This is a genomic window from Sodaliphilus pleomorphus (assembly GCF_009676955.1).
In the GTDB taxonomy this organism is placed as follows: Bacteria; Bacteroidota; Bacteroidia; order Bacteroidales; family Muribaculaceae; genus Sodaliphilus; species Sodaliphilus pleomorphus.
Map to the genome: position 1 here is coordinate 2,978,040 of NZ_CP045696.1, position 24,712 is coordinate 3,002,751.

Annotated in this window: 22 protein-coding genes and 1 tRNA gene; 13 read left to right on the forward strand and 10 right to left on the reverse strand. The window is 54.0% G+C overall.

The annotated features are described in order from the left end of the window. Positions 1-39 precede the first annotated feature (39 nt). Positions 40-1,248: a hypothetical protein gene (locus GF423_RS12460; protein WP_154328669.1), complete on the reverse strand. Its 1,209-nt coding sequence runs from the start codon at positions 1,246-1,248 to the stop codon at positions 40-42. A gap of 24 nt (positions 1,249-1,272) precedes the next feature. Between GF423_RS12460 and GF423_RS12465 the strand changes: the two genes are divergently transcribed. The 7 genes from GF423_RS12465 to rplS all read left to right on the forward strand — a co-directional run bounded on the left by GF423_RS12465 (position 1,273) and on the right by rplS (position 6,850). Then, a complete protein-coding gene (locus GF423_RS12465) occupies positions 1,273-1,632 on the forward strand; it encodes a hypothetical protein (protein ID WP_154328670.1) in 360 nt (119 codons plus the stop codon). 41 nt (positions 1,633-1,673) lie between these two features. After that, a complete protein-coding gene (locus tag GF423_RS12470; protein WP_154328671.1) occupies positions 1,674-3,077 on the forward strand; it encodes a DNA methyltransferase in 1,404 nt (467 codons plus the stop codon). Between the two features lie 75 nt (positions 3,078-3,152). After that, positions 3,153-4,010, forward strand: a complete 858-nt coding sequence (folP, locus tag GF423_RS12475; RefSeq protein ID WP_154328672.1) for a dihydropteroate synthase — start codon at positions 3,153-3,155, stop codon at positions 4,008-4,010. 53 nt (positions 4,011-4,063) lie between these two features. Continuing rightward, positions 4,064-4,837 (forward strand): diadenylate cyclase CdaA, encoded by a 774-nt coding sequence (cdaA, locus tag GF423_RS12480; protein ID WP_154328673.1) that lies wholly within the window; start codon positions 4,064-4,066, stop codon positions 4,835-4,837. A 61-nt stretch (positions 4,838-4,898) separates the two neighbouring features. After that, complete coding sequence (locus GF423_RS12485) at positions 4,899-5,483, forward strand: DUF3109 family protein (protein WP_154329058.1); 585 nt, start codon at positions 4,899-4,901, stop codon at positions 5,481-5,483. Positions 5,484-5,700: 217 nt separating this feature from the next. Then, the gene (locus tag GF423_RS12490; RefSeq protein WP_154328674.1) at positions 5,701-6,327 is read left to right on the forward strand and encodes a DedA family protein; all 627 of its coding nucleotides are present in this window, start codon (positions 5,701-5,703) and stop codon (positions 6,325-6,327) included. Between the two features lie 157 nt (positions 6,328-6,484). Then, entirely contained in the window at positions 6,485-6,850 is a 366-nt protein-coding gene (gene rplS / locus GF423_RS12495) for a 50S ribosomal protein L19 (protein WP_154328675.1), read from the forward strand. 276 nt (positions 6,851-7,126) lie between these two features. Here rplS and GF423_RS12500 read toward each other — a convergent pair whose 3' ends face one another. Both GF423_RS12500 and GF423_RS12505 read right to left on the reverse strand, forming a co-directional pair. After that, positions 7,127-7,282, reverse strand: a complete 156-nt coding sequence (locus GF423_RS12500) for a hypothetical protein (RefSeq protein ID WP_154328676.1) — start codon at positions 7,280-7,282, stop codon at positions 7,127-7,129. Between the two features lie 43 nt (positions 7,283-7,325). Beyond that, complete coding sequence (locus GF423_RS12505) at positions 7,326-10,595, reverse strand: S41 family peptidase (RefSeq protein ID WP_154328677.1); 3,270 nt, start codon at positions 10,593-10,595, stop codon at positions 7,326-7,328. Between the two features lie 312 nt (positions 10,596-10,907). Between GF423_RS12505 and GF423_RS12510 the strand changes: the two genes are divergently transcribed. Beyond that, positions 10,908-11,471 (forward strand): flavin reductase family protein, encoded by a 564-nt coding sequence (locus GF423_RS12510; protein ID WP_154328678.1) that lies wholly within the window; start codon positions 10,908-10,910, stop codon positions 11,469-11,471. Positions 11,472-11,572: 101 nt separating this feature from the next. On the opposite strand, the gene GF423_RS12515 is transcribed toward GF423_RS12510, so the two are convergent. Then, positions 11,573-14,170: an MGH1-like glycoside hydrolase domain-containing protein gene (locus tag GF423_RS12515; protein ID WP_154328679.1), complete on the reverse strand. Its 2,598-nt coding sequence runs from the start codon at positions 14,168-14,170 to the stop codon at positions 11,573-11,575. Between the two features lie 937 nt (positions 14,171-15,107). Here GF423_RS12515 and GF423_RS12520 point away from each other — a divergent pair. Then, positions 15,108-16,079 (forward strand): calcium/sodium antiporter, encoded by a 972-nt coding sequence (locus tag GF423_RS12520; RefSeq protein WP_154328680.1) that lies wholly within the window; start codon positions 15,108-15,110, stop codon positions 16,077-16,079. Between the two features lie 27 nt (positions 16,080-16,106). On the opposite strand, the gene GF423_RS12525 is transcribed toward GF423_RS12520, so the two are convergent. From GF423_RS12525 to GF423_RS12535, 3 genes are all read right to left on the reverse strand, one after another. Beyond that, entirely contained in the window at positions 16,107-17,369 is a 1,263-nt protein-coding gene (locus tag GF423_RS12525) for a type IX secretion system plug protein (protein WP_154328681.1), read from the reverse strand. Between the two features lie 38 nt (positions 17,370-17,407). Beyond that, on the reverse strand, positions 17,408-17,878 hold the full coding sequence (locus GF423_RS12530) for an Lrp/AsnC family transcriptional regulator (protein ID WP_154328682.1): 471 nt from the start codon (positions 17,876-17,878) through the stop codon (positions 17,408-17,410). Between the two features lie 217 nt (positions 17,879-18,095). Further along, positions 18,096-18,167, reverse strand: a tRNA-Arg gene (locus tag GF423_RS12535). An 83-nt stretch (positions 18,168-18,250) separates the two neighbouring features. On the opposite strand from GF423_RS12535, the gene ung reads away from it, so the two are divergent. The 4 genes from ung to GF423_RS12555 all read left to right on the forward strand — a co-directional run bounded on the left by ung (position 18,251) and on the right by GF423_RS12555 (position 22,188). After that, positions 18,251-18,913 carry a uracil-DNA glycosylase gene (gene ung / locus GF423_RS12540; RefSeq protein ID WP_154328683.1) on the forward strand — a complete coding sequence of 221 codons (663 nt, stop codon included), beginning with the start codon at positions 18,251-18,253 and terminating at the stop codon, positions 18,911-18,913. A gap of 12 nt (positions 18,914-18,925) precedes the next feature. Continuing rightward, positions 18,926-20,011, forward strand: coding sequence for a DNA polymerase IV (dinB, locus tag GF423_RS12545; protein WP_154328684.1), 1,086 nt, complete (start codon positions 18,926-18,928; stop codon positions 20,009-20,011). A gap of 141 nt (positions 20,012-20,152) precedes the next feature. Continuing rightward, the gene (locus tag GF423_RS12550) at positions 20,153-21,208 is read left to right on the forward strand and encodes a glycoside hydrolase family 53 protein (protein WP_154328685.1); all 1,056 of its coding nucleotides are present in this window, start codon (positions 20,153-20,155) and stop codon (positions 21,206-21,208) included. 164 nt (positions 21,209-21,372) lie between these two features. Then, positions 21,373-22,188 (forward strand): glycosyltransferase family A protein, encoded by an 816-nt coding sequence (locus GF423_RS12555; protein WP_154328686.1) that lies wholly within the window; start codon positions 21,373-21,375, stop codon positions 22,186-22,188. Here the strand turns inward: GF423_RS12555 and GF423_RS12560 are convergent. From GF423_RS12560 to GF423_RS12570, 3 genes are all read right to left on the reverse strand, one after another. Continuing rightward, a complete protein-coding gene (locus GF423_RS12560) occupies positions 22,185-22,616 on the reverse strand; it encodes a DUF1893 domain-containing protein (protein ID WP_154328687.1) in 432 nt (143 codons plus the stop codon). The two genes, GF423_RS12555 and GF423_RS12560, sit on opposite strands and share 4 nt — an antisense overlap. A 27-nt stretch (positions 22,617-22,643) precedes the next feature. Continuing rightward, complete coding sequence (locus GF423_RS12565) at positions 22,644-23,156, reverse strand: ECF transporter S component (protein ID WP_206113433.1); 513 nt, start codon at positions 23,154-23,156, stop codon at positions 22,644-22,646. A 128-nt stretch (positions 23,157-23,284) separates the two neighbouring features. Further along, positions 23,285-24,616 (reverse strand): alpha-amylase family glycosyl hydrolase, encoded by a 1,332-nt coding sequence (locus GF423_RS12570; RefSeq protein WP_154328689.1) that lies wholly within the window; start codon positions 24,614-24,616, stop codon positions 23,285-23,287. Positions 24,617-24,712 lie beyond the last annotated feature (96 nt).

Sequence of the window (24,712 nt, forward strand, 5' to 3'; positions counted from 1 at the left end):
ATTTTCTATGTTATTTTTCTCCTTTTAGGACTTTCCCAATTACAATACAGCGATGATGTGTTGCACTGCTGCTGCAAGCGCTTTGTATTGCAGCACATTTTGCGGGATGGGAGCATACATGCTGGTGAGTGGCGTGAAAACTACAATCAAGGTGTAGACCCACGTCGATTTTAGTGCCGGGTGTTGCAGCTTGGATTGAATCCTCTCGGTAAGCCTGTCGAGGGCTGCTATATCGAGTCGGCCAAAGCAGGCAACGGCCATGAGTGTCGACAGCACCCAATAGGGAATGGTGCGCCCATAGTCGCAGCTCAAGATGGTGAACATGGGCAGCATGAACACCAATTGCAGCAGCAGCGTGTTGCTTATCTCTCTTGCGGTGTCGTTGGCCATCTTGTACTTGCCTATCCTCACTGTGTTGAGGTGCGTCACCAGGTAATAGGTCATGACGAATAGCACAACCAGGCCTGGCAGCCCTATGAGTATGTTCCACGGGCCGTCGGCTACCTCCAGCACTCCAAACAGGTTGACGGTGAGATGGAGTCGTGCGGCCGACAGCAGCTTCCACGACAAGGCCTCTACATTATCGCCAATGTTGGCCATGGTATAAGCATAGTCGTGGATGCCATCGGGAAATTGCGCGAAGGCATCGCTCCACGAGTGCCAGATGGCGACGGCAGTGGGCATGTTGCCCTTGCACAGGCACACGGCTCCCATCACTACGGCCACGGGTGCCATGGGCATCAAGGTCTTTGTCAGTCTTGCCTTCATGCTGGTGTCGGCAATGGTTGTCGCGTCGCTATGCGACACATTGTAGCGGTAGGCATACACCGCCAGTATCGGGAAGCAGAAGAAAAACGATGCCTCATGCGACAGCAGCATGATGGCCGACAGCGCAAAGAAGATGAGCCACGTGCCCAGCCCGCGGCTGTGCAAGTATCGCTTGTAGGTCACAAATATGCAGTAGGTGAGCAGCAATAGCAGGCTGTCTTTGCGTTGCGACGTGGATAGGAAAATGAAGAAGAAGCAGCAGCCCAGGGGAAGAATTGCGGCGCTCCACCCCTTCTTGATAAAGATGCGCACCATGAGTGCCACAAGCAGCACCGAGGAGACGGCTACGATTGCGAGCACAGCTTGTGGCACGTTGAAAGGGTGTGCCTGATATATCATGTAGAGCACTTGCCCAGGCAATCCACGCCTCACAAATCCCGCCTGGTAGTTGATGAGCCAGTCGCTCACGCCGCAGTTCACATACGTTAAATCACTTATGGAGTAATGCAGATTTCTTATTATCGATGCGACAATAAAACACAGCCACAACAGGATAAAAATGTACCTGCCAGCATTTTCTCTTTTATACAAACGAAAGTCTTTCACCATTCAGAAAATTATTATTGTACGATTTCTTTTTGTTTAGTTCCACATTGTCTTGTTAGTGGTTTTTTACAAATGTTGGGAGAGAAAAATAAACAGATGAGTTATACAGGTATTTCAGTATTGCCCTCTCGACGCAAAATTATGAAAAAGGAACGAAGTGGCAAATTTTTATTTGTATTTTTTTTCGAGTTGGCATGCATCTCTTGGCTGGCCATCTCCGCTTTTTTTGCTGGGCAGGTCTTGCTTGGGTTGAAATAAAACCGTAAATTTGTCGAAGAGAGACAAAAGAACAGTTGCCTATGTTATTTCCTGAGAAACTGAGAGCCCTGCGCAAGGCCAGCGGCCTGAAGCAACGAGAGATAGCCAAGCGCCTGGGTGTGGACATACCCATGTATTGCCGCTATGAGCATGGCGAGCGCCGCCCCAGGCGCGAGCAAGTGGTGAAGCTGGCACGCCTGTTCAAGACCGATGCCGACGACCTCATTGCCTTGTGGCTCGCCACGGGCACTCTTGCCGAGCTGGGCGCCGACCCGCTTGCAGCCCGTGCGCTGCACTATGCCGGCGAGCAACTGGGCTTTGAACCTGTGCCCCCTGTTGCTCCCAAAGAGGCCGAAGCCGCGGTTCCTGCCAGCCCCGGGATGCACCACGACACTCCTCAGGTCGACCCTGCCCAGTGCAACGTGGTGAAGCTTTTGGGCCAAAGCCCCTTTCCTGCATATTATGAGGGCGACGCCCTGCAAGTGCTGGGCCGTGTTGAAGACGAGAGCATCGATTGCGTGATGACGGCCCCGCCCTACTGGTGCTTGCGCAATTATCCCAACGACCATGTGGGCAGCGACAAGGTTGAGCAGTATCTCGAGCGCATCGTTGCTGTGATGGGCCAGGTGAAACGCGTGTTGAAACCCACGGGCTCGCTATGGCTCAACATGGGCGATGCCTACAACAACAAGTCGCTCTTGTGCCTGCCATGGCGGGTGGTGTTGAGGTTGGTCGACGAGCAAGGGTGGATATTGCGCAACGATGTGGTGTGGGACAAGCAAAACAGCAGCTTCGACAGCGCCGTCGACCACCTGCGCAATGTGCACGAGATGATTTTCCACCTGGTCAAGAGCGACGACTTCTACTACGACGACGATGAACTGCGCACTTTTTTCAACCGCCTTGCCGAGAAGAAAATGCAGGCCGGGAAAACCTCGAGCGGCGTCACTGGCGCCCGCTATCGCGACAACATCAACAAGTCGCAGGCCCTGACCTCGCTTGAGAAGAGCAGTGCCCTGGCCGAGCTCGACCGTGTGGTAGAGATGGTGAACAGCGGCGAGATTCCCGACTTCAGGATGTTTCTGCGCGAGCAAGCAGGGCAAGTCATCCAGTCGAAGTCGGAGAAAGCCAGGTCGATCAACGAGAAAGGCTACTACTTCTTGCTCTACAACAAGCACGGCGTGATGCCTGGCGACGTGTGGAACATTTTGCCCGAAAAAAGCAATATCGACCGCTACAACGTGTTTCCCGAGGCATTGTGCCGCCTCATCGTTTCGGCCACATGCCCCGACTTCGGCATCGTGCTCGATCCCTATTGCGGCACCGGCACCACCTGCAAGGTAGCATGCGACTTGCATCGTCGCGCTATAGGCATCGACATCGATGGCACCTATATCAAGCTTGCCCGTGAGCGCACCCAGCAGCAGTCGTTGAGCATGTTCTAATTGCTTTTTCTTGCCGAATTTTTATTTTCTTTGTACTTTCGCCTAATCTTATAAAGTCACACAAAAAAAGAAATCATGCGTAATTTCAAGAAATATACACTCACCCTGCGCGACGGCCGGTCGTGGGTCATCGACCGACCGCTCATTATGGGCATTCTCAACGTTACCCCCGATTCATTCTATGCCGGCAGCCGCTGCGACAATGCCGACAAGATTGAAACCCGAGTGCGCCAGATTGTCGCCGAGGGAGCCGACATGATCGACATCGGGGCCTATTCTACACGCTCCGGGGCTGCCGAGGTCTCGCCCGAGGAAGAGTATACCCGCCTGTGCCGTGGCATGGAGATCGTGCACAGGCTTGCACCCGGCATGTTGACCTCGGTCGACACCTTCAGGGCTGGCGTGGCGCAGGATTGCGTTGAGCAGCTGGGGGTCGATATTGTGAACGATGTGGCCGGCGGCACGCTCGATGCCCACATGTGGGAGACTGTGGCCCGCTTGCAAGTGCCCTACATCATGATGCACATGCGCGGCACTCCCGCCACGATGCAACAGCTCACACACTACGACAAGCCGGTGACCGATGCCGTGGTCGAGTATCTTGCCTACAAAATTGAGCAATTGCACGCTATGGGCGTGCGCAACGTGATTGCCGACCCTGGCTTCGGTTTCAGCAAGACACTTGAACAAAACTACCAGATGATGGACCACCTCGAGGCGTTCCACTCGCTGCAGGTGCCGTTGCTGGTGGGCGTGTCGCGCAAGTCGATGATCTTTAAGTTGCTGGGCTGCACGCCCCTCGAGTCGCTCAACGGCACTACGGTGCTCAACACCATGGCCTTGCTCAAGGGTGCCCACATCTTGAGGGTGCACGATGTGAAACCAGCTGTCGAGGCCCGTGCTATTGTCGAGGCCACGCTTGCTGTCGAGTGACGGGCGCGGCTTCCCCCTCTTTTTCGTTCTAATCGCACATAATACTGCTCTGTATGAATCTTTTTGGTATCATCGGACTCAAGGACATCGTCGATATCCTGCTCGTGGCAGGGCTCATGTTCTACATCTACAAGCTGATGAAGGACACGGGCACGCTCAACATCTTCATCGGTTTCTTGAGCTTTATCATCGTTTGGTTTTTGCTGGCCAAGGTCTTCGACATGCAGCTCATAGGGGCCATCATGGACAAGTTTACCGATGCGGCCTTGTTTGTGATCGTTGTCTTGTTCCAGGACCAGATCAAGCGGTTTTTCAACGAGGTGGGCAGCCACCAGCGTTGGAGGTTTCTCAACAAGTTCCTGCACAAGGCCGAGAACAAGGACAAGCAGAAGTGGGTGATGCCAGTGGTGTATGCCTGCATGAGCATGTCGAAGTCGAAGACGGGAGCCTTGATAGTGATACAGCAGCACATGTCGCTCGACGACTATGCCCGCACCGGCGACGTGATCGATGCCACTATCAACAACCGCTTGCTCGAGAACATCTTCTTCAAAAACAGCCCGCTGCACGATGGCGCTGTCATCATCGCCGGCGAGAAGATTGAGGCAGCCGGCTGCATCCTGCCTGTGTCGCACGACACAGGTCTGCCCCGCTACCTGGGCCTGCGGCACCGCTCGGCCCTGGGCATCTCGCAGGCTACCGATGCCATTGCCGTGGTCGTGAGCGAGGAGACGGGCAACATAAGCTATGCCTATCGGGGCGAGATGCACCTCAAGCTGTCGAGCACCGAGCTCGAGCACAGCCTCTCAGCATTGATACAAGCATGATTTATCCTGATAAAATTTAAAAAGAAACAACTCTTACTGCATGAACAATTCACAACAAGGCATGTTCGACATAGGCAACACACTGGTGAGCATCGACCTGGCCGAGCGCTTCTTCTGCTGCAATATCGACGCCTGCCTGGGGGCCTGTTGCATCGAGGGCGATGCAGGGGCGCCCATCACCAAGGAAGAATACAACAAACTCAAGTCGATACTGCCCGTCGTGTGGGACGACCTGCTGCCGCGCGCCCAAGCTGAAATCGAGGAGCACGGTGTGGGCTATGTCGACCCCACGGGCGATCTGGTCACGCAGCTTGTCGACGGCAAGAACTGCGTGTTTTCCACCTATCTGCCCAATGGCGTGTGCATCTGCGCCATCGAGAAGGCCTACCGCGAGGGGCGTCTCGACTTTCGCAAGCCCATATCGTGCTACCTGTATCCTGTGCGGGTGAAACGCTATCCCACTTTCACGGCGGTGAACTACGACCGCTGGAAGATATGCAAGAGTGCCGAGGTGATGGGGCGCCGCAACAAGATGAGGCTCTATGAGTTTCTCAAGGACCCGCTCATAGAGCGCTTCGGGCAGGAGTGGTACGATGAGCTCAAGGCCAATTGCGAGCTCTACATCAAAACCTATCTCGAGGACTGAGCCCACAGGCAGGGTGGGGTAGAACTTGATAAGAACCGTTAATAAAACATTATAAATATTAGAATGGCTGCGTCGTGGGCGGTTGGTGCAAGGTTTATCCAGATTTCATATCTATCTTTGCAGCGTGCCATGTGAAACAGGGATTTTACATGGCACACTCCCGGCACCTGCGAGTGATGTGGGAGTGAAAACGAACTGATTCATTTTTTTTCTTTGTATGGATTTTTTATATTCGCTTCTGGCCAACCTCAACTACACAGCCGTGTTCATCCTCATGACGGTGGAGAGCACGGTCATACCATTTCCCAGCGAGGTCGTTGTGCCGCCAGCCGCCTATCGTGCCGCCGACGGCAGCCTCAACGTGGTGCTCGTGGTGCTCGTTGCCACTCTGGGTGCCGATATGGGAGCCATCATCAACTATGCCGCAGGCTACTTCCTGGGGCGCCCCGTCATCTACCGCTTTGCCAACAGCAAGCTGGGCCGCCTGTGCCTCCTCAACCAAGAGAAGATAGAGAAGAGCGAGAAATACTTCAACGACCATGGCTTGGTCGCCACTATCACGGGCAGGTTGGTGCCTGGCATCAGGCAGCTCATCTCGGTGCCGGCAGGCCTGGCCAAAATGAACTTTTGGAAGTTTTTACTCTACACCACTATTGGAGCCGGGGCCTGGAATGTCATTCTGGCCGCGCTGGGCTGGTATCTGCACGCTTTTGTGCCCGCAAGCCAGCTGCAAGCCAGCATCGACGCCTATAGCAGCGAGCTCAAGATCGTGATTTTAGCCTTGGTGGGCCTGGCAGTTGTGTTTTTCCTCTTCAAGCGGTTGCGCAGGCAGCGGCCAGCTTGACTGTGAAGCCAAACCCATGTGGCCACACGTAAATATTTTTTTGCCCTATTACAAAAAATTTGTAACTTTGCACCGCTTTTTGTAACCTCTGTCGAGAAGATTGAGTGGCTCGGGTATGTTGCAAGGGGCTTTATAGTACTATAAATCAATAATAAAAATGGACTTAATTAAAATTGCTGAGCAAGCATTTGCTACAAAAAACGAGTTCCCCGATTTCATTCCTGGCGACACTGTGACAGTGGCCTATCGCATCAAGGAAGGCAACAAGGAGCGTATTCAGCAGTATCGTGGTGTCGTAATCAAGATTAATGGCGAGGGCGACAAGAAGCGTTTCACCGTTCGCAAGATCAGCGATGGCATTGGTGTAGAGCGTATCTTCCCAATGGATTCGCCTTTTATCGACAACATTGTAGTGAACAAGCACGGCCGTGTGCGTCGCGCCAAGCTTTACTACCTGCGCAAGCTCACCGGCAAGAAGGCTCGCATCAAGGAGCGTCGTGTCGTTACCAAGAAGGAGGCTTGAGCAAGCGTCTTGCAAGGAAAATATTGATTTTTTGAGACCGCTACCGCATGTGTGGCGGTCTTTTTTATTGGGTGTGCCGTCATGAAAATAAACCTCCCAAAAGAGCTGAGTGCTTTCTCGCTCTTTTGGGAGGAATATGAAAGATTACCTGTATTACACATTCGTAGCACACAGGTGGGGTGCAAAAACTACAGCCGCTGGCAATTGCCGGCGGCTGCGGTTGGAAGAAATCGTCCTCGACGACCAACTGTCACGTTTATTTTACGGCGTTGACAGCTATTTCTTGCTCTTCATTTTCAACAATTCAATATCTCGCTCAATCTTGCGGCGTTTTAGTTCGTTCTGGCGCGCGCGCCTGGCCACAACGATGGCAAAATACAGTGCGCCCAGGCCGATGAGGGCAATAATGACAAGTGGAATCCAAAGGCTCATAATGTGAATTGACTGATGTCAATTGAAACTATGGGTTGCACAATTAATTTTCGGCCACGCCCAGGTCCTTCAATGTGCGCGGGGCAGGAGTCTTGGGCAGTGGCTTGTAGTTTTTGAGCTCGTCGAGAACGACCTCGATGGCCTTGTCGAGTTGCTGGTCCTCGCCATTGTATTCCTTCACCGGGTCGTTGTCGATGAGGATGTCGGGATCTACACCATGGTTCTCCACAATCCATTTGCCCGTCTTGGCATCATAGTTGGTGAAGAAGGGCGTGGTGATGCTGGTGCCGTCGATATAGGGCAGGCTGCCGTTGATGCCTATGATGCCGCCCCAGGTGCGGGTGCCTACGACCTTGCCTATCTTGTTGGCTTTGAAACTCCAGGGAAACAGGTCGCCATCGCTGGCCGAGTACTTGTTGATGAGCAGTACCTTGGGACCGTAGAGCGTCTGCTCGGGAATGGTGCCGTTGAAACTGGAGCCGCGGAACATCGTCATGCGGTAGGGCTGGCGCAGCAGGCGCTCGATGACCATGGGCGAGATGTTGCCGCCGCCGTTGTAGCGGTCGTCGACAATGAGTGCCTCCTTGTCGATTTGGGCAAAGAAATAGCGGGCAAACTCGTTGAGGCCGTCAGGACCCATGTCGGGGATGTAGACATAGCCCACACGGCCTCCGGTCTTCTCGGCCACATGCTTGATGTTGTTTTGCACCCACTCGTAGTGAGCGAGCTGATACTCGTCTTGGATGGGTTTCACCACTACCTTGTGTGCTCCCTCGCCACTGGCCGAGGCGGCCACGGTGAGCTCGGTGAGCACGCCTGCCTTGCCTCGCAGCATCGAGTAGATGTTGAGCACCGTGTCGGTGGGCATGCCGTCGACAGCGGTGATGTAATCGCCCACCTTCACGTCGAGGCCGGGCTCGGCCAGCGGGCTGCGCAATTGTGCGCGGTCGGGGGCTCCCTGGTAGATCTTGGTGATTTTGTAGGCTTTGCCTTCACGTGAGAGCGTGGCACCGAGCATGCCTATGTTTTGCCGGTCTATCTGCACATGGTCGCCGCCGTCGACATAGGCATGGCCGCAGGCCAGCTCGCTTATCATGCCTCCTATCACATAGGTGAGGTCGATGCGGTTTTTCACCCAGGGCAGCAGTGCGGCATACTTGTCGTGTATCATGTTCCAGTCCACACCATGCATGTTCTTCAAGTAGAAGCCGTCGCGGTAGTTGCGCCAAGCCTCGTCGTAGATGTTTTTCCACTCTTGCGGGTAGTTGATCGTGGCCGTCAGGTCGTTGAGATTCACGGGCTTGGAAAAGTCGACTTTGCCCTTTGGCAGCTGGGTGATATAGAAATTGCCGTCTTTGAAGAAGCAGGCCTTCTTGGCGTCGGCTGTGACATCCATCAAGGCTCCGGGGGCTATGAGCTCGTCTTTCTGCTCCTTGAGATTGTAGAGATGGGTGCCGCCGTTGCCGTAGTACCACAGCAGTTGTCCGTCGCAGTAGAAGTTGCCATAGTGGTTGCCGCTCACTGGCACCTTCACGATGCGCTGGGCCAGGCCGTCGCTATCGATAGTGACGACTGGCTGGGCTGTCGCTGCGTCGTTTTTGCCATTTTTCTTGCCCTTCTTGGTGGCAGCTGGCTGTGACTTTGCAGCATCGCCGGTTACGGCCTCGACTTTGTCGTCGGTTGGCAAAAAAGGTGATGGCGTCTTCTTGTCGAGCATGACCATGTAGATGCCTTCCATGTTGCGATAGGCAAAGTTCCACTCAATCTCGCTATATATAGGGTTGAAGTCGCGGCTCGAGGCAAAGATAAGATACTTGCCGTCGGTCGAAAATGCAGGCGAGTTGCTGTCGTACCAGCTGTCGGTTACAGCATACTCTTTTTTGGTGGCAAGGTTGTAGACGTATACCACCGAATGCTGGTTCTTGGCCACCTGCGAGTAGGTGATCCAACGCCCGTCGGGCGAGAATTGCGGGGTGGGGTAGGCCGAAATGGAGTCTTGGCGCAGCAGGGTAGAGGTCTTGGAGGCGACATCGAGCAGGCGTATCTCGTTGTCGCGGTTGGTGTAGACGATGCTCTTGCCATCGGGGCTCCAGTTGAAGTCGTTGATGCGGGTCTTGGCTCCCGAGGTGAGCTGCACAGGCTGGCCGCCGCCGGCTGGCCGCATCCACAACTCGGTCTCGCCGGTGGCATCGCTTATGTAGGCAATGTGTTTGCCGTCGGGGCTCCAGTTGGCATCGCGCTCGTGCACACCGGGAGTATGGGTGATGTTGCGGGTCACACCTTTGCTGGCCGGCACGTCAAAGGCCTCGCCGCGTGCTGTGATGGCCAGTCGGTTGCCGTCGGGCGAGAGGCTGCCGCTGGTCATGTAGTCTTTCACGTTGCGTTGCTCCTCGCGTGCAAAGTTGTCCTCGCTGTTGAGTGTGACGTTGATTTTGCTGTATTGCTTGCTGGCGGGGTCGAGCTCATAGATGTAGCCGCCGTTTTCAAACACAATCTTGCCGCCGCCACAGCTGGGGAACTTCACATCATAGTCGGTGAAATTGGTCACCTTGGCAGTCGACTTGGTTGTGGTGTTGTAGCAATACACGTTCATGCGCTTGTCGCGGTCGCTTATGAAGTAGATCTCGTTGCCTATCCACATGGGAAAGATGTCTTGCGACACATTGTTGGTGACGTTGGTCACCTGCTTGCTGCGGGTGTCATAAATCCAAATGTCGTCGGCCATGCCGCCCTTGTAATACTTCCAGGTGCGGAACTCTCTAAACACGCGATTATAGGCCAGCTGGGTGCCGTCGGGCGAGAAGCTGCAAAATCCGCCTTCGGGCAGGGGCAGCTGCGTGGGCATGCTGCCGTCGAGCGGAGCCTCCCACAGGGTGCCCACAAAGCCGTCGCCCTGACGGTTGCGATACACCACTTGCTTGCCGTCGGGGGTCCAGCACATGGCGATGTTGTTGGGACCCATGCGGTCGCCCATGTCGTCGCGCGGGTTGGTGGCCGTGTAGGTGATGCGGCGGGGTTCGCCGCCCTGGCTTGGCATCACATACACCTCGGTGTTGCCGTCGTACTGGCCAGTGAAGGCCAGCTGGGTGCCGTCGGGCGAATAACGTGGAAATATCTCATATCCCTTGTGCGAGGTGAGCTTCACGGCAACCCCTCCTGTGATGGGTACCGTGTAGATGTCGCCGGCATAGGTGAAAGCGACTTGTCGCCCGTTGGTCGACGGAAATCGCAGCAATCGTCCCTCACCCGCCCATGTCGTGTAAGGCGACGACGCAATAATCGTGGCTAAGGCCAACTTGATGATTTTTTTCATAGCTAAAATTTATTTAGATATAAAACACTATATATTATTATGACGGTGTTGTCCACAAAGTGTATACACACCTGTGTGCTTTTTTTTTCTTTAGGGATGCAAGCACAGGGGCCCTTGTCGAGGCAATGACTGTGTAAAACGCAAGTCATGGGGTAAAGTTACTACAAAAATCATAACTTGAGCGCAATCACATTGATAAAAATGTGAGCCTGCGGCATTGTCGCCAATAAATATTATCACGATTGCGAGGGGATTGACATCTTCGCTGTTTTTCGTTATATTTGCACTCGTAGTCAAAAAAATTATCAGCTCATGAAGAATTTCAGTCCAAAGCCGTGGTTCATGCCACAGGCAGTAATAGTGATAGGCACCTATGATGCCGATGGAACTCCCAATGCCATGAATGCCGCATGGGCAGGCACATGGGACAACAACAAAATCATGATTTCGCTTGGCAGTCATCAAACTACTGCCAATCTTGCAGCTTGTCCTGAGTTCACGGTGGCCTTTGCCACTGCCGAGACTGCTACTGCTGCCGACTATGTGGGCATCGTGAGCGGCAAGAAAGAAAAAAATAAGGTGGCCAAGACAGGGTGGACAGTGCAACGGGCCAGCATGGTCAATGCGCCAGTGTTTGCCGACTTCCCCATGACCATGGAGTGCCGCGTGGTGAAGAAAATCGATGAGAGCGATACGGGCTGCTACCTCGTGGCCGAGATCGTCAATATCGTTGTCGACGAGAAATACCTTGCCCACGACGGCAAGCCCGATTTGGAGCAGATGCATCTCATCACGTTCGATCCTGTTCACTTGGGATATCTCGAGATTGGCAAGCGTGTGGGCAATGCTTTTGCCGATGGCAAAACGCTCAGTTGACACACGCACACATGCACTCGTGTGGCAGATGCATGGTTGGGTGTGAGCCTGATGTGATGTGTGATGCGGCAGGCGGCAGCCGCGATAGTGGGCGTGTAGCTCTATTTCTTGATAATCCGCACAAAATACACCAGGGCTGTGCTGCCGTTTGAATCAAGGCGTTTCAACTCGATGTGATTGTCACCTTTCAGCAATTCGGCTGTAATCATGTTGCTCCATCCCTTGTTCATCCACTCGCCATTACCCCGTGGCGGCATCACGAGCGCACCTTGCGCATGTGTGTTGGCATAGAGCATGTAGACCGGGCAGCTGCCTGCCGTTGCAGCATTGCCATTGGCATAGCGCAGGTCGATCAAGTAATCGCCCCCCACGGGCACAGTCACCGTGAGCCGGGCGCTGCTATGTGTTTTTGCTCCCATGGGGGTCACGGCATTGGCTCCCAGTGGCAGCTGCAGGCTCGATGAAACTTTCATGTAGGGCTTCGACAGGTAACTCAAGGCATAGCGTCCCACACCGGCGATTGCACTCACTGTGAATCTTGTGCCTGCAGTCGTGTGCCGCAGCGTCATTGAGTCGTTGACCGTGTACAGCAGCTGCCCGTTCACCACCATGCGGTAATCGAGATTGCTGTTGTAGTTCAAGATGCGCGTGGAGTCTTTGAGCCATTTCACCACAGGAGTTGCGGGCAGGGTGAAATTTTGGTCGCCCAGGGTCACCTCTTGTGCTACTGGGGTGCTGTTGCGCATCTTTATATGTATAGTGTGATGTCCCGACAGTTGGCCCGAGAAGAAGTTGTCGTGTCCCACTTGGTTGTCGATGCTTATGTTGTCGATGTCGTTTCCTGTACCGCTTATGGTGATGTCGAGTGTGGCATTGCGGTACTTGAAACCGTAGATGTGCTTTATGCCCTTCATGAACGAAGGTATAGTGGGGTTAAACTCAATGCCGCCTGGCAAGAAGGTCATGCCGGCATACACGCGATACACCATAGCTGCATTGGCCGCAGCGGCTCCCAAGTCGCCGTCGGTGCTGTCGAGGGCCTTGCCGCTATAGGCGTCCCATGCCACTCTGTTGGCTCCAAACAAGGCTGCTGCGCGATACAAGGCTCCGAGGCCGCGGCGCAGCATGTGCTGGTTGCCGGTTTTGGCAGCTGCCAGGTTCCAAAAGGCCTGCACCACGGGCGAAACAGTCTGGCTCAGGTTCACGGCTTCGCCATTGTCATAGCGCGGGCTCACGATGGGCACCCCGTAGTTGGCGATGGGGGTCTTTTTCACCAGGTTCACGGCCCGGTCGTCGTCGGCCACGTTCCACAGCACGCTTAGCGACTGGCCCAGGTTGTCGATGCCTGGCGATTGCACGGGGTAGGCACTCATGTAGAGATACTGGCTATAGTAGCCATGACGCTCGTTCCACAGCGTCTCGTTGATGTTTTCCTTAAGAGTCAAGGCTTTTTCGCCATAGCTGTTCTCGTCGTTGAGCTCGTCGCCCATGTCGCTCAGGATTTCAAATGCCCGCTCGTAGAGTAGGTTGACAGTGAGCGACTGTGTCTCATACACGTCTTTGGGCTCCATCCAGGCGGGGTAGGATTGCGATTGGTTGCTGCCCTGTCGCAAGCCGCCGTGCACAAGCCCGCTTTGCATGTCGCAGTTCATGTCGTAGTCTTGGTCTACTGTTTTCCTGATCACCCCATAGGCATAGCGCAACCACTTCTTGCTGCCTGTGACGGCATATATTTCCCAGGCTGACACAGCCCACGACAGGTCGTTGGCCACGATGGGATACAAGTCGTCGGGGCCCTGCAAGTGGGAGAGCGAGCCATCGTCGCCCACCATCGCGCGCAATGTGCGCATCGAACCTTCAGGGTCGAGATAGGCAAGCGACAAGATGATCGAATAAGAGGGATTGGCTCCGTAGGGCACTTTCTCAAGATACCCATTGTGCCCGTTGCCGTGCCTCTTGCGTTCGATGTCGTATATCGACATGTTGTAGAGGGCATCGACCATTGTCACACCGGTATTGATGACAGCATAGTCGGGGTCGGGGCGGTCTACCTTCCACACGTGGTTGTAGGTCACGGGCGTGGAGCTGGGTTGCATGTGCAGTTTGATTTCATATATTCCTGCCGTGGCCGTGGGGTGCAGGCGCAGTTGTTCCTTATGCGACAGCGTGAAAAAGTCCCACGACAGCGGTGAGACATTGCCGGCAATCCACACGCCCTTGAACTCGTCGGCATAGACGGTGTCGCCCGTAGCAGTGACGTAGTATCCCTTCTTGTCGAGCGATTGCACAACAGGCCGCATGTCGACCCGCACCACCCAGTCGTGGTCTTTCACCATGGGGGCCTTTAGCTGGGAGGTTGCTGGCACAGTGTCGGGCACGCCCACCGTCACGGCGGTGGTATCGCTGCCAGTCGTGGCATAGTGGTAGTAGCACGGTGCCATCTCGTTGTCGTGGCCGTTTATGGCCAGCCTGAATTTCACAACCCCAAGGTTGTCGCTGCTGTCGGGAGGAGAGTAGGAGCTCTTGATGCAGGTGGGCGAAATTGCTATCGCGCTCCACGGGCCCTCGACGACGCTGTCGCCTGTCACGGTGAAGATGTCGTTTTGCGAAATCACATCGTTGCTCATCCTGTCGCGATCGCACGACAGTAGCAGGGCACTCACGGTGAGCAATATGGATGCAATACAACTTAGCTTCATTGGGTAAACGGCGTTATGGCGAAACATTGCGCATGCAAAATAAACAAAAAAATACCGATTCAGGAAAATTTTGGACACCTTAAATCTGCCATCTTGTCAAAAAAAATGCCTTTTGCACGATTTTTGTACATTGTAAATCGATGTTTAGTTTGCTGATTTTCAATGTCTAATTGTCTTTGCTGTTTTGTAAACAAAGTAAAATTGGGCTTTGAAATTTGGTGGTTACAAAAATTATTGTGACCTTTGCACCGTAAACCTCAAGAGAAATTTAGTGATAAGTACCAGAGGGTACTTTTTTAGAGTATTTTTAATTATTTTAATTAAGGATTTGTAAATGAAAGATTTAGAGTTGACACGGTATGCCACGAAGTATTACACAATACCTCCACACGCATATCATCCCAATGCCTCGTTGAGGCATGAGTTGCGTCATGGCTACATTGCTTGGCCGGCACGCGCTAATGTAAGTAAGGATGTCAACAACGCTTGACTGGAGGCTCGCTTAAGAAAGGAGAATACATTCCGCCTCAAGAAAGTCAAAGCTTGAATCCTTAGAGTTTTCTCCCAACATCGGGTTGGGGAAAACGCTGTTGCGGCGGCACTTGTAAGCCGCTTTACTATGAGATGAATCTTTCGGGGTGCAAAAAGTTTTTTTTAGCGGGCATCGCGATCGATTATTTTGACACCAATCAAGCATTCTTTTGTTGGTTTTCGCTCAAGACGCCATTGTAAGCGCGTGGCGGGCAACAAAAGTTGAGCTTCTACAATATACTATTAACCTCTAATACCGCACATTTTATTCATACTATTTTTTCCTAGGGCACCGCGAAGTGATTTCGGGGTGCTTTTTTTGTTGATTCCTGCCGGCAAATTGCTAACTTTGCGTTGTCTTTTTTACACATATTAGAATATACATCAAAACATAATGTAGAGTTACATGGATTATCTATTCTTGCTCATCGGACTGGGACTGCTCCTGGCGGGGGCCGAGTTTCTTGTCGACTCGTCGGTGGCCATTGCCAAGCGCGCCCGCATTTCCAATTTCATCATCGGCCTCACTATCGTGGGCATGGGCACAAGCGCCCCCGAGCTTTTTGTGTCGATAAGTTCGGCAATAGCAGGTCATGGCGACATAGCGCTGGGCAACGTCGTGGGCAGCAATATATGCAACATCCTGCTCATTCTGGGCCTCACAGCTGCGATATTTCCTTTCAATATCGAGCGCGAAAACCAGAAGCGCGACATTCCCTTCTGCATCTTTGCCTCGGTGCTGCTCATGCTGTGTGTCAACGACAAGTGGATGGGAATACCTCAAAACACGCTTTCGCGTCTCGACGGCATCGTTTTTCTGCTCTTTTTTGTGGGCTACATGGCCTATGTTGTCGTGAACAAGGGCAAGAATCCTGCCCAGGCTTTGCAGCAGGCCGACGACGAGGCCAAGAGCAGGCTCGAGGGCAAAGCTCCGCTGTTGCTGTGGCTTGTGGCTGCGGCTTCGCTGGCTGCACTGCTTTTTGGAGGCAACATCTTTCTCGATGCATCACGCAATCTTGCGCGGGCATGGGGAATGAGCGAGGCAGTGATATCAATCACCATTGTGGCTGTGGGCACCTCGTTGCCCGAGCTCATCACCTCGGTTGTTGCCGCTGCCAAGCACAACACCCAGCTGGCACTGGGAAACATCATAGGCAGTTGTGTGTTCAACATCCTCATGATACTGGGCGTGGCAGCCACGATTAAGCCTTTGTCCATCACCGGCATCAACATCGTCGACTTTGCTGTGCTGGTGCTTTCGGCTGTGATGATATACCTGGTCACCTACACCTTTGGCAAGAAACGCTTCGATCGCATCGAGGGCGTGATATTCTTGCTGGTCTATGTGGGCTACACGGTCTACTTGCTGCAGCGTTGATGTTGCCTGCAAGCCCGATTGCCAGCATCACTTGCCGCCATAGTTGATGCCATAGCCTATCAAGCGGTCGTAACGCTCCCCGCTGGGACGGTCGTAGACTTTTACTAAATACTCATTGGTCGTCTGGTACTTGTCGCCCTCGATGGGGCCTGTCTGGCCCACGCTGGAGCCATTGGGCACCCACAGGTACTGGTAGTTGTAGGCTCCCTGCTTGAGCAGCATGTCGCAGGTGTAGGTACCGCTCGGTTGGTCGTAGTGCATCTCGCAGTCGGCAGCAGGCAGTCCTTGCGTGAAAGCTCCTTGCACATAGATTTTTCCGCCTGTCATGCGGTCGCAGTCAAGGCTGAAGTGGGTGACGAGATAGTCGCTCTCGGTGGCACTGTAGTCGCTCTCGGCATTGCGTATCGTGAAATGCCCGTGTTGCGTTTTGTCGTACAGATAGGGGCTGGCGGCCCTCACCTCGTCGACCCTGAGCGTGGCATGGTAATAGGGCTCGAAGTATTGCACACGTTCCACCCCCATATTGAGCGAGTGGAGGTTGACCGTCTCGATGCGCCTGTACTCATTGCCGGCAGGGAAAATGAGCGAGCGGTTGTGGTCGTAGGTGACTTGACCCGGGCTCACCATGAAGGGGCGGGTAAGGTACACCTCGTTGTCGAGTCGGGAATTCTGGCTCACCACAGCTGTAAGCTCATTGTAGGGGTCGGCAATGAGCCCCTGCTTGTAGTCGACGGTGAAGCTCACTTGCTGATGTCTGTCGTTGTAGTCCACGTCGGTGCGCGAGGTGGCGTCGACATGCACGGCCACCGTGTTTTCGCACACTGCCAGCCGTGCCTGAAACAGCACTTTCTCGGGGTTTTCTTGCTCATACACGGTGAGCAGATAGTTGCCGCTCTTGTAAAACTGCATGTCGGCATTGGGCAGCGTGAAGTTGTAGTTGTAGTAGTGCACAAAGGTGCTGTTGCTCTGTGCATAGTCGGTGATGTCGGCCTCGTTGAAGCCGCTCACATACTCGCTGGGCACCAGCACCGACGGCTGCCAGTTGGCATTGCAATGCCTCACGCTGTAGCGCAGGTAGTGCACGTCGTAGTCGAGATAGTCAAACGTGATGTTGAGCACGTCGTCGCTGCCCATGACATAGATGGGGGGCAGATACAGGTTGCTCGATGGTGCGATTTGCACCGATTTCACCTTGCTGTCGAGCACCTGTGGCAGGGTGTTGACTGCCTGTGCCATCGCCTGGCCTGCCAGCAGCATGCCACACAACACTGTGAAGAGAAACGTTTTCATAACATGCGATTGAGGAGTGGTTGTTTTTTTTTGATTGCTTATTGGGCAACTGGCACCGAGTGGGTGTCTTTCACCGTGCCTATGACAAAGACACTGTGCACCGACCCTATGCTCTTCATCTCGCCCAGGCGGTTGAGCACAAAGTCCTGATAGTGGTGCATGTCGCGCACATACACCTTGATGATGAAGTCAAAGTCGCCGCTGGTGTTGTAGCATTCGGTCACTTCTTCCATCCCTTTCATGGCATCGACAAACTCCTGGGCATACTCCTTGCCGTGTTGCTTGAGGCGGATGTTGCACAGCACGATCATGCCGTTGCCCACCATGTCGGGATCGACCACAGCTACATATTTCTTAATATAACCCTCGCGCTCCAGCCGCTTCTGCCGCTCAAAGGTGGGCGATGCCGAGAGATGAACGGCCTCGGCAAGCTCCTTGGTGGTGAGCTTGCTGTTGTGTTGCAGCTCTTTCAGAATTTTGATGTCGATTGCATCCAGTTTGTCAATCATCTGTTTTCTTAATCTTTGTTTTGGAAGAAAAAAATCCGTAATTACATTATGGTCTACAAAGTTAGAAAAAAATCTGTAAGCCCAAAAACACAAACACCCCCTTTTAGCAACACACTGTTTTTAGCCCCCGTTCAGCTCCGAAATCTTGTATAATTTATCCCTGCAACAAAAAAAACCAACCAGTTTGTTGTCAACCAGTTGGTTTTTTTTATAGTTGTGATCCCATGGGGAGTCGAACCCCAATCAAAGGAACCGGAATCCTTCATTCTATCCATTAAACTATGGGACCGGAAAATTTCTCGCCTTCGGTGGCGCAAAATTAAGCATTATCTCTTAACTTTGCAAAAGTGAACGTCAAAAATCCTAACATTTATGCAGGTCAAGATTGATGCTACTTGGAACCAGGAGCTGGCTGCCGAGTGGGAAAAGCCATACTTTGCCAAGCTCACGGGCTTTGTGCGCGAGCAGTATCGCACGAGCCAGGTGTTCCCGCCCGGACACCAAATTTTTGCTGCCTTCGATGCCACTCCGTTCCCCGATGTGAAAGTTGTCATTCTCGGGCAAGATCCCTATCACGAGCTGGGACAGGCCAACGGGCTCTGTTTCTCGGTAAACGACGGCGTTGCATTGCCACCATCGTTGCAAAACATTTTCAAGGAGGTGCACGATGACACTGGCGCGCCCATTCCCAAGAGCGGCGACTTGAGCCGTTGGGCCAGGCAAGGCGTGCTCATGCTCAATGCCACACTCACGGTGCAGGCCCACCGGGCCGGTTCTCACCAGGGGCAAGGCTGGGAGCAATTTACCGATGCTGTGATTTCTCACTTGAGCGAGCATCGCGAGCATCTTGTTTTCATCTTGTGGGGCTCCTATGCCATCAAGAAAGGGGCCTGTATCAATCGCATGAAGCATCTTGTGCTCACCTCGCCGCATCCCTCGCCGCTCTCGGCCTACCGCGGATTTTTTGGCAATCATCACTTCTCTCGTGCCAACGCCTATCTTGTGGCCCACGGTCTTGATCCCATCGAGTGGTGACGTGTGATGGAAATGCGCAAAATCATTCATGTCGACATGGATGCTTTCTTTGCATCGGTCGAGCAGCTCGACAACCCCTCGCTCAGGGGGCTGCCTGTGGCTGTAGGGCATGATGCCCCGCGCAGCGTGGTGTCGACGGCAAGTTACGAGGCACGTCGCTACGGGGTGCACTCGGCACAGCCCATGGCTACGGCCAAGCGACTGTGTCCCGGCCTGGTCGTCGTGGAGCCGCGTTTTGAGCGATACAAGGAGATCTCGGCCCGTGTGCATGAAATCTTTTGCCACTATACCGACCTGGTTGAGCCCATCTCGATCGACGAGGCCTTTCTCGATGTCACGACCTGCAAGACGGGAGCAGCCTTGGCCATGGATGTCGCCGCCGAGATCAGGGCCCGCATCAAGTCGCAGCTGCATCTCACAGCCTCGGCGGGGGTGAGCTACAACAAGCTGCTTGCCAAGATTGCCAGCGACTATCGCAAGCCCGACGGGCTCACGGTGGTGCACCCGGCGAGGGCGCTCGACTTCCTGCAGCGTCTGCCTGTCGAGAACCTGTGGGGAGTGGGGCCGAAGACTGCCCAGCGCTTGCACGGCATGCACATCTTCACTGTGGGGCAGCTGCGTGAGCTCAGCCTGCGCTTCCTCACCGATGCTTTTGGCAAGATGGGAGCTGTGTACTATGACTATGCACGCGGCATCGACACGCGGCCGGTCACGGTGCACCACGTGCGCAAGTCGATAGGGTGTGAATGCACCTTTTTGACCGATATCGACAAAAGGTCGGCGGCCGTGATCGAGTTGTATCATGCCGTGCTCGAACTTGTAGACCGCATTGCACGTCACGACTTCGAGGGCCGAACGCTCACGCTCAAGGTGAAGTTTGCCGATTTCACGCAAGTCACACGCAGCGTGACGCAGTCGCGGGTGTTGCGCGACAAGGCCGACATTCTTCCGCTTGCCAAGCAGTTGCTTGCCAAGGTCGACTACGAGCACCGGCCATTCCGCCTGCTGGGGCTGTCGGTGTCACGCACCGATGCCGAGGGCGGCGATGCGCCTGTAGCCCGCTGGCACGTGGGCGAGCTTCCCTTTCAGCCCTATTGATGTTGGCCTGGAGTCTTGACCTGTCTTTTTGCAAGAATTGATGAATTTTTTTTATCTTTGCAGCATGCGGCATTTCTTTGTTGCTTTGGCGTTGGGGTGATGTCATGCTTAAATGCCGGCAATTTTAAATCAAGAACGCACATGAAGATTATAGCTCTATTATTTTGTTTTGTCATCTCGGCGGCCTCGGTCATGACCTGGGCGAGCGAGAGTCCCGATACTTTTTGGCTTGGGGCCGACATAAGCGGTACCACCGAGCTTGAAGCACAAGGCGTGCAGCTGTATAATGCGGCTGGCGAGCCTCGCGAGAACACACAGCTCATGCACGAGCTGGGTCTCAATGCCGTGAGGCTACGCGTGTGGGTCAATCCCCAGCAGGGCTTTTGCAGCCCACACGACGTTTTGGTCATGGCGCGCCGCGCCAAGGCCTTGGGCATGGCGATCATGATCGATTTCCACTATAGCGACTGGTGGGCCGACCCTCACAAGCAAAATATACCCGCGGCTTGGAAAAACTTCAACTATGAGCAGATGAAGCAGGCCCTTGCAGCCCACACTCGCGAGACCCTGCAATTGCTCAAAGATGACAATATCGACGTGAAATGGGTGCAAGTGGGCAACGAGACCACTCATGGATTCCTGTGGCCCATGGGCCGTGCCGAGACCAGCATGGCGCAGTATGCCGGGCTCACCCAGGCCGGCTACGAAGCGGTGAAACAGGTGTATCCCGCAGCTCAGGTTATCATTCACCTCGACTCGGCCTGCGACCCCAAGCGCTACGACTTCATCTTCGACGGCTTGCGCCGCTATGGCGCTCACTGGGATGTGATAGGCGTGAGCGTCTACCCCTATTGGGACAAGGATGCCGGCCTTGAGCAAGACTTGGAAGGCACACTGCGCGACTTCACTGCCAACCTGGTGCGCCTGAGCAAGAAATATGGCTGCGAGACCATGGTCGTGGAGACCGGCACCGAGGCGGCTAAGCCGCAAGAGGGCAAGCAGGTGATGCAAGCCATCATCGATGCCGCGCTCAACAAGACGCAAGGCCAGTGTCACGGCGTGTTTTACTGGGCTCCAGAGCTTGAAGGCCAGTATCCGCTGGGCGCCTTCAGCAATCACCGGCCCACAGCAATCATGCAGGCCTTCACCGAGGCTGCCGCCCGCCTGGCAGCAAGGTCGGCTGGCCCAAGGCGATGAGTACTAAGTCTCGAGAGGAAGGTGCAATGTGTACTTGGCGAGGAGGCGATGTCGCTGTAATATGCCCACTGACGAAAAAACATGTGCAGACTGTTGGGATTACTACCGAAAAGTAGTAACTTTGGAAAATTAAAGTTGGTTTTTAGAAATTGATTTAACCGTTCATGACTCTGCAATTGCTCATATGCACGCTCGACGACCGCATCCAGTCGGTGCCACAATTGCTCATCGAGCCAGTGCCTGGCATCAGCTACCTGGTGTCGTGGCAGCATCGCGACGGTTATGTGCCTTGCGAGTTGCCCCAGGCGTTGAAACGCCACGATGTGGAGGTCGCTATTATAGATGGAAAGGGATTGAGTCGCAATCGCAACAATTGTCTTAAAATGGCAACTGGCGACATTTGCTTGATTGCCGACGACGACTGCCTATACACGCGCGAGCGGCTGCAATCGGTTATCGATACTTTTACTGCTCACCCCGATGTTGCAATCGCTACTTTCAAGGCTCAGAACGATGTTGCTCCCAAGGTCTATCCAGGTTACTCGTTCAGCCTTGCCCAGCCAGCGAGAAAGTATTACGTCACCTCGTTTGAGATTGCCTTTCGCCGGTCGATGATGCCGGCCGGGTTGCGTTTTGACGAGAATTTCGGGTTGGGCTCGGGTGTGTTTGATTGCGGCGAGGAGTCGGTGTTTATCCACGATGCCTTGCGAGCCGGTCTCAGTTGCCGCTTTTTCCCCACGGTCGTTGTCGAGCACCTGGGCCCTACCACGCAGTCGACCCATGCTGCCGACCCTGGTGTGCTCATGGCTCGCGGAGCCTACATCTACAAGGCTCACCGGCGCAGTGTCATCTTTCGTGCCTTGGCTGTGGCCTGGCGATTGCGACGTGCCAAGGGCATCCCTTTCAACTATGCCCTGGAGTATACCATCAAGGGATTTTCAAAAATGCAGGAAATTGAGTCCCGTAGCAAGAGGAACTAATTTTTCATTTTCCTGTTTTGCATCTCAGTGAAGTGGGCCTTCAGCAGGTCTACAACCTGTTGTGCCGTGCTGGCTGGCTCCACGATTTTCTCGAGCGGGCAGCGGGTGTCGCCCGCAGGCACAACGATGGCGTCGACCATCGTGCCACAGCTGTAGTTTATATGGTTCTCCTCAAGCAAGGGCACTGCCTTGCGGCTCATCACGTCGGCATATATTTCTCTCACCCCGCCCACAGCGGCCATGCCGGCAGCTGCCTTGCCTGTCACCTTGTCGGCAATGCAGGCTCCTTTCAGAAACTCCGGGTCATTGTTGAGCAGGTCTTCGAGGTCGCGCACGCCTTTTTTGTAGAACGTGGCCACGCGCCCGGCGTTGCTCACCACAAGCGAGCATTGCGTGCTGTGCAGCAGGTCGATGATGTCGTGTGTCATGTGTGCAGTAATAGGGGCTTGTGTGATCTACTTGGTGAGCGCATACTTGAGCAAGGCCCAGCCGCCCAGCACCTGAATGGTCATGCCCGGAAGACCCAGCCTGAAGTCGGTCACGGCAGCCATGAGGTTGCCGTTGAGCGCCCACTCAAAGCCGCTGCCCAGCACCTGGTAGCCCAGCACTACGGCTATGAGGGCGCCTATGCTCACTTTGCGGGTCTTGCGGGCGGCCAGGGCGGCAGCACTTGCCAGCAGTACCGACTTGATGAGTATTGCCGGCAGCACGGCAAGAGCCGGCATGTCGAAAAACACCGAGTTGACTATGGGCGACATCACGGCTGTGAGCAGTCCCACCTTGATTCCGTACTTGTAGGCCCCTATGAGGGTGAAGAAGTAGATGGGCAGGAAGATGAGGCCGCCATGGGGTATCATGGCATGGCACAATTGGGGCACCACGATGTTGCCAATGATGAAGAGGGCTGCAAATGTCCATGCGCGGGTTTCTTTGAGCGAGAGCGCATAGAGTCGTGTAGTGTTACTTATTTCCATATCGTTTTGTGTTGAATTTTATTTACCATGAATTGGTGTGGCTGTGCCTTGGGTGCATTACAGCTGTGCATGCATTCTTGTGTGAGCACCCATCGCAAAAAATTTTACACTCATGAAAAACATTATTTTGCCTTGAGTATGAAATACTGAAAGGGCTTGAGGTTGACTTTGCTGGCCAGCTTCATGCTCTTGCCGGTATACACATTGTCAACGGCATGACCTGCCCACTGCTGCGGCAAGTCGAACGTGTGAGCCGCATTGCGCACGTTCACAAGCACCAGGAAGTCGCCGCTGGCGTCGGTCTTCATGAAGGCCATCACGTCGCGGTCGGGATAAGGGATGAGCTCGCCCTTGCGCAGTGCCGAGTACTTGTTGTAGAGCCCTATGAGTTTCTGATACTCACGGTAAACCTCGGGGTGAGCAGTCCAGTCGACAGGCACATACTTGAAGAAGTTGATAGTCTTGTCGTAGCCCACCTCTTGCGACCCATAGATGAGAGCGCCGCCGTGGGGGAAGATGGTGGCCACATAGGCTGCCATCGCTCCATGCTGATTGGTGAATTCGGTCACAGTCGAGGCCTGGGTGGCTTGGTCGTGATTGGTGGTGAAGCGCATTTTAACTTTTCCTTTAGGAAGCGGTTCATATTCTTTTCTGTCGCTGCTGAATAGATCGTAGGCAGGGGCGCCTTTCCACACTTTCACCAGGTCGCTCTTGTAGGCCCAGCCATAGTTCATGTCGAAGCCCCCCACGGTGAAGTTGTCGGGGCGACTGCCCTCGGCCAGCATCACAATGTCGCGGTTGCCGGCAGCCTTGCGCAGCTCGTCGATCGCTTCTTTCCAGAAGTCGGCTGGAACACCGTCGGCCACATCGCAGCGAAAGCCGTCGATGCCACAATTCACAATCCAGAATTTCATGGCGTCGATCATGGCGGCACGCATCTCACGGTTGTCGTAGTTGAGGTCGGCCACATCGGTCCAGTCGGTGTGAGCTGGATATATTACATTGCCGTTCTCGTCCTGGGTGTACCAGTCCTTGTGATCTTTCATCCACACGTTGTCCCACGCTGTGTGGTTGGCCACCCAGTCAAGAATGATGCCCATGCCATGCTCGTGGCACACTTGCACCAGGTGTTTGAAGTCGTTGATGGTGCCAAACTCGGGTGCGATGGCCTTGTAGTCGCTTATGCTGTAGGGTGAGTTTTTGCTCTTCTCCTTGCCTATTGGGTAAATGGGCATCACCCACATCACATTCACTCCCAAGGCACTTATCGAGTCGATGCGAGCAGCCACGGCGTTGAGCGAGTTGCTGGGGGCAAACACGCGTGGATTCACTTGATACATGGCTATATCCGACACTGCAGGCAGTTGAAACTTGGCATTGGCTGCCTGTGCCCTAAACAGGCCTTGTGCAATCATGAGCACCAGAGCCACGAGGATTAAGAGTGTCTTTTTCATCTTTTGGTTGAATTTACAGTTTTGTTTATCGCAAAGTTAAATAATTTTGCCCAAAATCACGCAGAAATTTCCAAGGAAACACCTTTTTGTTTCTTC

Coding starts and splice junctions, on each gene's coding strand:
- GF423_RS12500 (WP_154328676.1), bottom strand. CDS start 7,282: ATGAGCCTTTGGATTCCACTTGTCATTATTGCCCTCATCGGCCTGGGC.
- GF423_RS12485 (WP_154329058.1), top strand. CDS start 4,899: ATGTTCGACATAGGCAACACACTGGTGAGCATCGACCTGGCCGAGCGC.
- GF423_RS12465 (WP_154328670.1), top strand. CDS start 1,273: ATGCAGATTTCTTATTATCGATGCGACAATAAAACACAGCCACAACAG.
- GF423_RS12505 (WP_154328677.1), bottom strand. CDS start 10,595: ATGAAAAAAATCATCAAGTTGGCCTTAGCCACGATTATTGCGTCGTCG.
- GF423_RS12550 (WP_154328685.1), top strand. CDS start 20,153: ATGAAGATTATAGCTCTATTATTTTGTTTTGTCATCTCGGCGGCCTCG.
- dinB (WP_154328684.1), top strand. CDS start 18,926: ATGCGCAAAATCATTCATGTCGACATGGATGCTTTCTTTGCATCGGTC.
- rplS (WP_154328675.1), top strand. CDS start 6,485: ATGGACTTAATTAAAATTGCTGAGCAAGCATTTGCTACAAAAAACGAG.
- ung (WP_154328683.1), top strand. CDS start 18,251: ATGCAGGTCAAGATTGATGCTACTTGGAACCAGGAGCTGGCTGCCGAG.
- GF423_RS12570 (WP_154328689.1), bottom strand. CDS start 24,616: ATGAAAAAGACACTCTTAATCCTCGTGGCTCTGGTGCTCATGATTGCA.
- GF423_RS12530 (WP_154328682.1), bottom strand. CDS start 17,878: ATGATTGACAAACTGGATGCAATCGACATCAAAATTCTGAAAGAGCTG.
- GF423_RS12515 (WP_154328679.1), bottom strand. CDS start 14,170: ATGAAGCTAAGTTGTATTGCATCCATATTGCTCACCGTGAGTGCCCTG.
- GF423_RS12525 (WP_154328681.1), bottom strand. CDS start 17,369: ATGAAAACGTTTCTCTTCACAGTGTTGTGTGGCATGCTGCTGGCAGGC.
- GF423_RS12510 (WP_154328678.1), top strand. CDS start 10,908: ATGAAGAATTTCAGTCCAAAGCCGTGGTTCATGCCACAGGCAGTAATA.
- cdaA (WP_154328673.1), top strand. CDS start 4,064: ATGAATCTTTTTGGTATCATCGGACTCAAGGACATCGTCGATATCCTG.
- folP (WP_154328672.1), top strand. CDS start 3,153: ATGCGTAATTTCAAGAAATATACACTCACCCTGCGCGACGGCCGGTCG.
- GF423_RS12555 (WP_154328686.1), top strand. CDS start 21,373: ATGACTCTGCAATTGCTCATATGCACGCTCGACGACCGCATCCAGTCG.
- GF423_RS12520 (WP_154328680.1), top strand. CDS start 15,108: ATGGATTATCTATTCTTGCTCATCGGACTGGGACTGCTCCTGGCGGGG.
- GF423_RS12560 (WP_154328687.1), bottom strand. CDS start 22,616: ATGACACACGACATCATCGACCTGCTGCACAGCACGCAATGCTCGCTT.
- GF423_RS12470 (WP_154328671.1), top strand. CDS start 1,674: ATGTTATTTCCTGAGAAACTGAGAGCCCTGCGCAAGGCCAGCGGCCTG.
- GF423_RS12490 (WP_154328674.1), top strand. CDS start 5,701: ATGGATTTTTTATATTCGCTTCTGGCCAACCTCAACTACACAGCCGTG.